This is a genomic window from Runella sp. MFBS21 (assembly GCF_029433105.1).
GTDB lineage: Bacteria > Bacteroidota > Bacteroidia > Cytophagales > Spirosomataceae > Runella.
In genome coordinates this window covers 1-8,164 of record NZ_JARNTW010000046.1, presented here as the reverse complement: position 1 = coordinate 8,164, position 8,164 = coordinate 1, and the positions used below count along the sequence as shown (strand labels likewise).

At 41.0% G+C, this 8,164-nt stretch carries 6 protein-coding genes; 4 read left to right on the top strand and 2 right to left on the bottom strand.

What is annotated here, in order from left to right; all coding sequences use genetic code 11:
• Positions 1 to 139: 139 nt before the first annotated feature.
• Both P1X15_RS32685 and P1X15_RS32545 read left to right on the top strand, forming a co-directional pair.
• Positions 140 to 358, top strand: a complete 219-nt coding sequence (locus P1X15_RS32685) for a transposase (protein WP_409049725.1) — start codon at positions 140 to 142, stop codon at positions 356 to 358.
• A 400-nt stretch (positions 359 to 758) separates the two neighbouring features.
• On the top strand, positions 759 to 872 hold the full coding sequence (locus tag P1X15_RS32545) for a transposase (protein ID WP_310586055.1): 114 nt from the start codon (positions 759 to 761) through the stop codon (positions 870 to 872).
• A gap of 64 nt (positions 873 to 936) precedes the next feature.
• Here the strand turns inward: P1X15_RS32545 and P1X15_RS32230 are convergent, their stop codons facing one another.
• Positions 937 to 3,816 (bottom strand): choice-of-anchor Q domain-containing protein, encoded by a 2,880-nt coding sequence (locus P1X15_RS32230; protein ID WP_277342223.1) that lies wholly within the window; start codon positions 3,814 to 3,816, stop codon positions 937 to 939.
• A 282-nt stretch (positions 3,817 to 4,098) separates the two neighbouring features.
• A complete protein-coding gene (locus P1X15_RS32225; protein ID WP_277342222.1) occupies positions 4,099 to 5,745 on the bottom strand; it encodes a hypothetical protein in 1,647 nt (548 codons plus the stop codon).
• A gap of 365 nt (positions 5,746 to 6,110) precedes the next feature.
• On the opposite strand from P1X15_RS32225, the gene P1X15_RS32220 reads away from it, so the two are divergent.
• Positions 6,111 to 7,172, top strand: a complete 1,062-nt coding sequence (locus P1X15_RS32220) for a methyltransferase (protein WP_277342221.1) — start codon at positions 6,111 to 6,113, stop codon at positions 7,170 to 7,172.
• A 43-nt stretch (positions 7,173 to 7,215) separates the two neighbouring features.
• Positions 7,216 to 7,698: a hypothetical protein gene (locus P1X15_RS32215; RefSeq protein ID WP_277342220.1), complete on the top strand. Its 483-nt coding sequence runs from the start codon at positions 7,216 to 7,218 to the stop codon at positions 7,696 to 7,698.
• Positions 7,699 to 8,164: the final 466 nt, after the last annotated feature.

The following is an 8,164-nucleotide window of genomic DNA, read 5'->3' as shown; positions in this document are numbered from 1 at the left end:
CTTCAATCCCGTGGTGGGTTCTACCCATGCGGCCCCTTAAAGTGCCTATATCCTGCTCAACAACTGAAAAGTAAACTTACCAGTTTCTTGGTTTTGTTCAATCACACAAATCTAAAGGCGGCCCCGTCAAACAAGCTAAATGAAAGAGAAATTCTCCGAAATGACTGACTCCCAGTGGCAAGTTGTCGAAAAAATAATTGATAGCCAAAGAGTCCGTAATCATTCGCTGCGTACGATAGTAAATGCTATATTTTGGATTAATAGCACAGGTTCTCAATGGAGAAATATGGAAAGTAAGTACCCTCCTTGGCAGACTGTTTACTATCATTTCAGACAGTTTAGGCTGCGTGGTATCTGAGAGGAACTGCTGGACTATCTTGCCATTAAAGAACGTAAGCGTCAGGAAAGAGAAACCACACCAAGCTTACTAACAATTGATAGTCAAAGTGTTAAGTCGGTTCAGTTCATCGATTCAGAAACAGGAATAGAGGGGAGTAAAAAAATCAATGGACGTAAAAGACGATTTTGGTCGATACCCTGGGAATTCCGTGGTGTATCAAAGTGACCTCTGCTAGGCTGTCTGATAATCAGGCTGGCATCGAGGCCCTCGAAAGATTGAAAGGTAAAGTGCCTCGCTTACAGCGAATCATCGGTGACCATGCATATAAGACTACGTTTATTGAACATTCTGACAAAAAATATGGCTGGAAGGTGGAAATTGCACCGCACCGTAAAAGCCCGAATCGGCTCAAGTTTTTTTGCCCCAAAAGAACCGCTGGCAGGTCGAAAGATCATTCGGATGGCTTAATTTTAGGCGCAGATTGGCAAAAGATTATGAAAAAACCGTAGAATCTTCTGAAGCTATGCTATAAATCGCCTACACAACCATGCTTCTCAACAGAGTCCCAAATTAGTTTCCAAAACATAATCTTAATCCTAATTGGCTTTGATTAGTTTCAGCGTGGTTTTACGATTTTGAGTCATTATCTGCAGTAGGTATGTGCCCACTTTTAGACCTCGCACTTCCAATGTCTGTTTATGTAAATATGTGCCTCCAGTTTCAAACTGATTTTGATGTAATACCTGCCCTTGTAGATTCATCATTTCACATCGAATCAATTGACGAGCCTGTCCTTTTATGTGCAATTGGAAACTTTCCCCAATCACTGGATTGGGAGCTATCATTGCCCAACCATCCTCTGATGCTACATTATCTTCTTGCTCCCAAGAGGCAATACTTTCTCTCGCACTACAGCTATTATTAATAGTCACGGTTTTGGATCCACTCATATTACGACTACAACCAGACACATCTTCTATCGCCACCACTGTATAGCTACCCACAGCTATCTGATTCCCAAAACTAATGCCACTGCCTGTCCCAGCTACTGCACTGCCTACATTCAGACCACTACGTCGAAGCTGATAGTTAACTCCTACCTGTGAGCCGTTCAGACCTAGCGCTACTCCTGCTCCATTTTTACAATAACTACCTCCTCCAGTTACTGAGAATGTGGTAGGTATCGTACCCACAATCAATGTAGCAGGATTTACTGAACCACTCATTTGAGCTGTACAACCACCTATAGTTGTTTTCGCCACCACCGTGTAAGTTCCTACTATGTTTTGTCCCGCAAACCCTAGCACATTTCCTGTACCATTCATAACCGTACCCACATTGGCTCCATTACGCTGAAGCTGATAAGTCACTCCAATCTCTGAGCCTGACAATATCGGCGTTAGCGCAGGTGGATTAGCATTGGGATTACTCTGACATACTGTATTGTTGCTACTAAGGGTAAATATAGAAGGAACAGCATTCACTATCACCGTAGCCGATGAACTGAGGGCAGTAGTACATGCTGGAGTGGTGTTGGATATAACGTTGAGTAAAGTTAAGGTTGTATTAGCTGTCACATCAGAAGCAGAAATATTCTGATTGCTTCCATTTAACAATAATGTTTGTGTTCCTGCCTGACCTGTTAGTGTATAATTCAGTGTGGCTCCTGACGTACCATTTACTTCAAAAACAGCATTACCTTGTCCACACAGGGGATCTGTAAACGACACAATATTCACTGTAGGTGCCGCTTTTACAACGACCGAACCTGTCAGTTCTGTAGAAACGCAGTTGTTTGCATTTTTTACAGTCAGCGAAAATGAATAGCTCCCTGTCTCAGCTGGAGCACTCAACGATACCGTGATTGGACTACTTGGCAAAGATGCATTGGTGACGGTAGTCAAACCTGTTCCTGATAATGAGTAAGAAGTAGGAGTATTCTGGGCATTTGAAAATGGAATACTAAAAGAGGTATTGCCCGGACAGATTTCAGTAATACTACCTAAGATAATAGAAGGCTTAGGAGGATCTGAAAGTTGCTTTGAAACGGCATTGCTAACACAAATTCCCCGTGTAGCGATAATCTCCGTATAATTACCTGCACTTAATCCAGACAGTGTAATGATACCATTTGCATCACTTGTATACTGAGTGGCTGAAGCCGCATTTCCGTCTTTTTTATAATTAATGGTATAAGCAACACTAGCCAAAAGCCCAGACAATTCAATGGTTCCACTACTTCCTCCACAAGTAGTAGGATTGGAAGAAGAAGAAACACTGATTACTAACGAGGTGGTACTTTGCAATTCAAATGCACCTAAATCAACCGTTCCACCAAAAACACGGTCATTACCGTCAAAATCCTTTGAAAGCACTCCTGTATTATCTCCCTGATTGACACCAGGAGAACAAGGTAACAAACGAAAATTATTATTAGCAGTGTCTACAAACAAAGGAGTATTATTGGAATTGGTTCCGTCTAGGTTGTTGTCACCAGGATTCATCCCCTTTATGAGACAATTAATATACGTTGAACTAGACCCACCAGTATTTCCAACCTCCGCAGCACCAGAATTCCATAAGATACAATTTTTTAAAGTCGGAAATGAATCAGGAAAGTTATGAACTCCACTACCATTGATCCCTGCCGAATTATTAATTAGAGTACAATTAAGAATCAATGGCTTGCTCTCTCCGTTATAAATTCCACCTCCCGTAGCACTAGCTGTATTACTTATAAATAGACAATTAACAATACTATAATCGTAGTCTCCAAAACTGCAAATACCTCCCCCAGTAGCTGCAGAATTACTAAGAAAAGTACAATTCTCTATTTTAGGAGTAGCGTAAGAAGTAGTCAATCCACCTCCAAAATAGGACGCTTGATTAAATGAAAAGGTACAATTAGTGATACTAGGAGACGAAAGATAGTTATACATTCCCCCACCCCTTTCTGAGGTAAACTCAGCTATATTGTTGGCAGCACCATGAGAGATAGTCACCCCATCGATAATAGCCGTGTTGTTGAGACCATTTTGATCATTTAGTACCACATGGTAGACATTGTTAGAAATATCTTCGTCTTGTTGGATTTCTCCACTAAGCGTAGTGATATAGGTCTTCCAATCACGATTGCTCATATTGGGATTGCCAGTAGCTGGAAAACCCCCATAAATACCCACCTTGTTTTTCAGGGTGTAGGTCTTTGCCCGTTCATTAGAAGGAGTCGTGTTTCCACTGATATCAGCCATAGGATAATACGTTCCGGCAGCTACCCACACTTGGGCATTTGTATTGTTTGTGGTAGCATAAGCCGAGGCCTCATTGATAGCCTGTTGCAACTTATTACCCTCATAGGCATCACCCCAACTTGAGCCGTCCTTTGCACCAGCTCCTGTAGTGGTTACATAAATAATTTGAGCTTGCAATGGCTTTGCTAAAATCCATAAAAAGAAAAGTAATAGAGTATTTTTCATAAGAATAAAGGGAGTTTAAATAATCCTATGGAAGTTTTTCCAATACCTCCAATTGCATATCATAATACCACCAAATACTAACCATAAGCACAATCAACAACCCTACTATGAGTAGCAGCATTATTGTTTTTTGACGGAGTAAGAAAGCAATGAAAGATGATTTAGCCATGCAACAAAGCTAGAACACGAAGACTTCCATTTCCAATTTTGATACGTCACAAAAGCATCACAAAGACGTCACAAAAGCGTCACACAGCCAAAAGAAGGTACTTTTGAAAGAATTTATATACTTTCTGCTAGTTTTTCAGGAGTAATTTCTTCGGAGAGAGAAAGTTTTTTACGTAATCGATACCAAATGGTTCGAATATTTTGTGAAGAAACCCCCAACACAAATGTCATTTCTTTTTTAGACAATTGGAGCTTAGTGAGTGTAATAAACCGTACCTCGGCGGGAGTTAGCTGTGGGTAACTATCCTTTAAACGTTGCAAATATCCCTCATGTACTTGCTCAAACAAATGACGGAACGTCTCCCATTCTGTATCTGTAACAATCGTACTCTGTTGTAATTTTGATAAGGCTTGTTGAGACGATAATTCGTCAGGATTTTTCTGAAGTTCTTCTATCAATTTTGACTTTTCTGAGATATTAGAAGCAAACTGACGAAGCTGCTCAGTCGCATTCAAAAGTTGTGTTTCTTTTTCAATTAGGTGCTGCTGATCTACTTTTAAACGTCGTAAAAACAATTTCCGCTGGCGGAAATACGCAAATACAATCAAACCCAAAACCACTCCCACTCCTATCAAATATAGATTACGTTCTTGTTTTTTTTCTTTACGCTGCCTTTCAATTTCGGCACGTTGCTGTCTCAAATCAGCTTTCTGTTGGGCACGCAACAATTTGCGAGTATTAAACTGCCGGTGAAGACTATCTTTGACAAACAACAAAGAATCTAGGTATAAAGTCGCTAAACGATACTGCCCCTGCTCGGTAGCCAAGCGAGCCAATGGTGGATACAAAATTTCCAAAAGAGCAAACTCATCTGAGTCCTGTTGGTATTTTTTTGCTTTCTGCATCAACTCCCCTGCTCGCTTTAAATGGCCTTTTTTAATTTCTAAATCACTCAAACTGCTCAAACACAAAATGCTGTTCTCAGCCAGTTGAGCAACCGATGCGGGTACAGACCACAGTCCTTTATAATTAGCAAGCGGATATTTTTCGGCAACTAGAAGGCCCGCATTAAGAAGCGAGACAGCCTTATCAAATTCATTTTGAAGATAGTACAGGTATCCTAAATATCCCTGTGCCAACCCACTAGCATGCTCTTGTTTTTTACCAAGCGCATTCTGATAGGCTTTTTCATAATATACCTTCGCAGAATCTAACTGCCCTAAATAGCGAAAACAATTACCAACAAAAATGTAGTTTGAAAACAAATAGTTGTCCAACCCGTTGGTTTCTTCATAGTCTATAGCCGTTTGAGCATACTGAATCACTTTATCATATTCAGCAAAATGATAATACGCATAGGTCAATTGGTTGATACAATTGACCTTGTCAGGAAATTCGGTCGGCTTTTTATCTTTGATAATTTCATACATATTAAGATAATGCTCAAAAGCCAACTCATAGTTTTTGACCCTATTGAAATAAAAAAGTCCAAAATGCTTTTCGACTGATGCCTCCGTAAGCAATTGTTTGTCTCTTGCTATTTGCAGTACTTTATCTAATTCCAACTTGGCTACAACCAGATTATTTTTATATTTTTCTCTATATAAAAAGAAGCTAAGTTCCATCATATAGGTATCCATTTCTAAGCCTTCGTCATTGTGGTCGATAGCCAACTTTCGGATTGCAAATACTTCATTAAAAAACTTAGTAGAATCATAATTGTCGTTGATAGTCTTGGTTTCCCAAAAGTTACTCAACATCCTCCCCCGCTCTTTGTAATCTTTATGAAGCAAGTGTTCATATTGAGCCTGGGCTGAATGATAGAGCAACAAAAAGTATAAAAAGACAACCCGCATAACAAACAAAAGAGTTTTTCAACGCAAAGATGTAGTAAAATACGTATTGAAACTTTTTTTATCATATAACTACCACAAATAAATTGACATAAATACCTCAATGAAGAGAAGCATCTCTTTATGCGTTTTGTGGCAGAAAATAAATCAAATAAAGATAAAAAAGGCAAAAGCGTAAACAGACTTATTGCTAGAAAATATAACTTTTCTCAATAAGAAAATAGTAATCAATGCCTTTCTTTGATTTTAGAAGTATATTTCAACTTTTATCTATGCCTCTTACTACTGACCTTGCTCCCATCACTCGTCATGCACGAGCCGTTTATAGTTCGCGCTTACTCATTGCGGCTGTTCATCATTTGAATGTTTTTGAAACTTTAGCCCCACACCCTCTCTCACTTAGCGAATTACGTCAGCGACTTGGCCTCAGCGAACGCCCCGCTATGGTTTTGTTCCCAGCACTTTGTGCCATGGGGATGTTAAAGTACGATGAAGAGGGGCGTCTACAACTCACCGAAGTAGGTCATCACCTTTCTCGTGAGGCAACTCCTACACTAATGGATTACGTAGGTTTAGAAAAAAATGACCCCGGAGTCATCGAAATGGCCGAGCGCCTTCTACATGATGGTCCCAAGCATGCTTCCACCGCAGGCACTGCTTACGTCAAAGACCACGAGGCTCCTTCGCCCATGGACAACCCAGACGAAGCTCGCCGCTTGACACTGGCACTCGCAGGACGCGCCCAATGCTTGGCTCCTATCGCCGCCGAATTTCTCCCGCGTCATTCGGGGCATTTGTTGGACGTGGCGGGTGGTACGGGCTACTTCACCTACGAATGGCTCCTGCGCAATCCCGAAGCCACAGCCACCCTACTCGACCGACCGTCGGTATTGGCAATAGCAGCAGAGACATTAGAGAGCTTTTGTAAACAGCACCCCGAAGCTGTTTCGCTACCTGAGCGTGTACGATTCATGCCTGGAGACATGCTAGAAGATACTTTACCTTCAGCCGACATCCTATTGGCAGCGAGTGTATTTCATGATTGGCCTGCCGATGTTTGCTATAAGCTTGCTCGGCGTTTTGCGGAGGTGCTTCGACCCGAAGGCGAATTATGGATTCACGATGCTTTCCTCAACGATGCGTTAGACGGCCCTTTACCCGTCACCGACTACTCTGCTCAGTTGTTTTGGGTCACCAAAGGGCGCGCCTATAGTCGCAAAGAGTATCGCCACATGATGGAAGCAGCTGGCTTGACGCCCTTAGCTGTGCAATTTGCGACCCAAATGGACTATGGTCTCATTGCAGGAAAAAAGCATTCCTCTAAAAAAGATTAATTTTGGGCTAAAAAGTCTTATTTACTGGCGACATTTGTACCTCATGCAAACCACCAATCTACTCACATTTCTCACGCTCGCTCTACTCTGCGGTTGTAACCCCAACAAATCCAACACTGACGAAGCTACCTTAAAAGATTCTACAAGCGCAGCATCACCAATGGCAGCCAAAAGTCAAACGCATTGCTATGCGCTCATGACTCCGCAAGGCGATACCATCACCCTAAATCTAACCCAACAGGGTATCGATGTAGAGGGAACCCTGATGTATTCACTGTTTGAGAAAGACCGCAACACAGGTACTTTACGGGGTAGAATGCACGGAGATACCCTAAGAGCCGATTATACTTTTGAGTCAGAAGGAGTCGAATCGGTGAGAGAAGTGGTATTTTTAGCCAAGAAAGATGGCTTTGTGGAAGGATACGGCCCTGTAGAAGAGACAGAAGAGAAAACTATATTTAGCCCCGGCGCTACTCTTACATTTGATTTAGAAGAAGTCCTAAAAAAAACAGAATGTAAAGAATAAAAAATGTCTCATTGTAAGAGGATAATGAAAAATGCGAAAAGCTTTTTGCTATCCTCTTTGTACCTTATTTATTTGTAATTCAGCCATAAAGCTCTCAAACTACACCATAAAAAACGCCGCCTTATACACTTCTTTGCTCCTTTTCTTTTTTCTTGTAAAAGTAAAAACAACTGCATGATGGATTCCGCCTAGTACACTGCTCATCCTTATGCATCTTGGAGCAAAATAGCCGAAGTGTATTCGACTTTATTGGTTAATGGACGCAAAATTGCAATTAGAAATAAAGTTTGAATTGCCTTGCCTAACCAACGTATTTTTATGTTAGCTACCCTCCAAAACAATTGTATCACCCTGAAATAGCTTGACAGATTTAGGATTCATTTTTGGTCACTGAAATAGTTTCTAAAATTGTACTTTTTGCTTTTTCTCACGTTTTGATGCTCTCCATCTTTTAGTTAATGGTCCC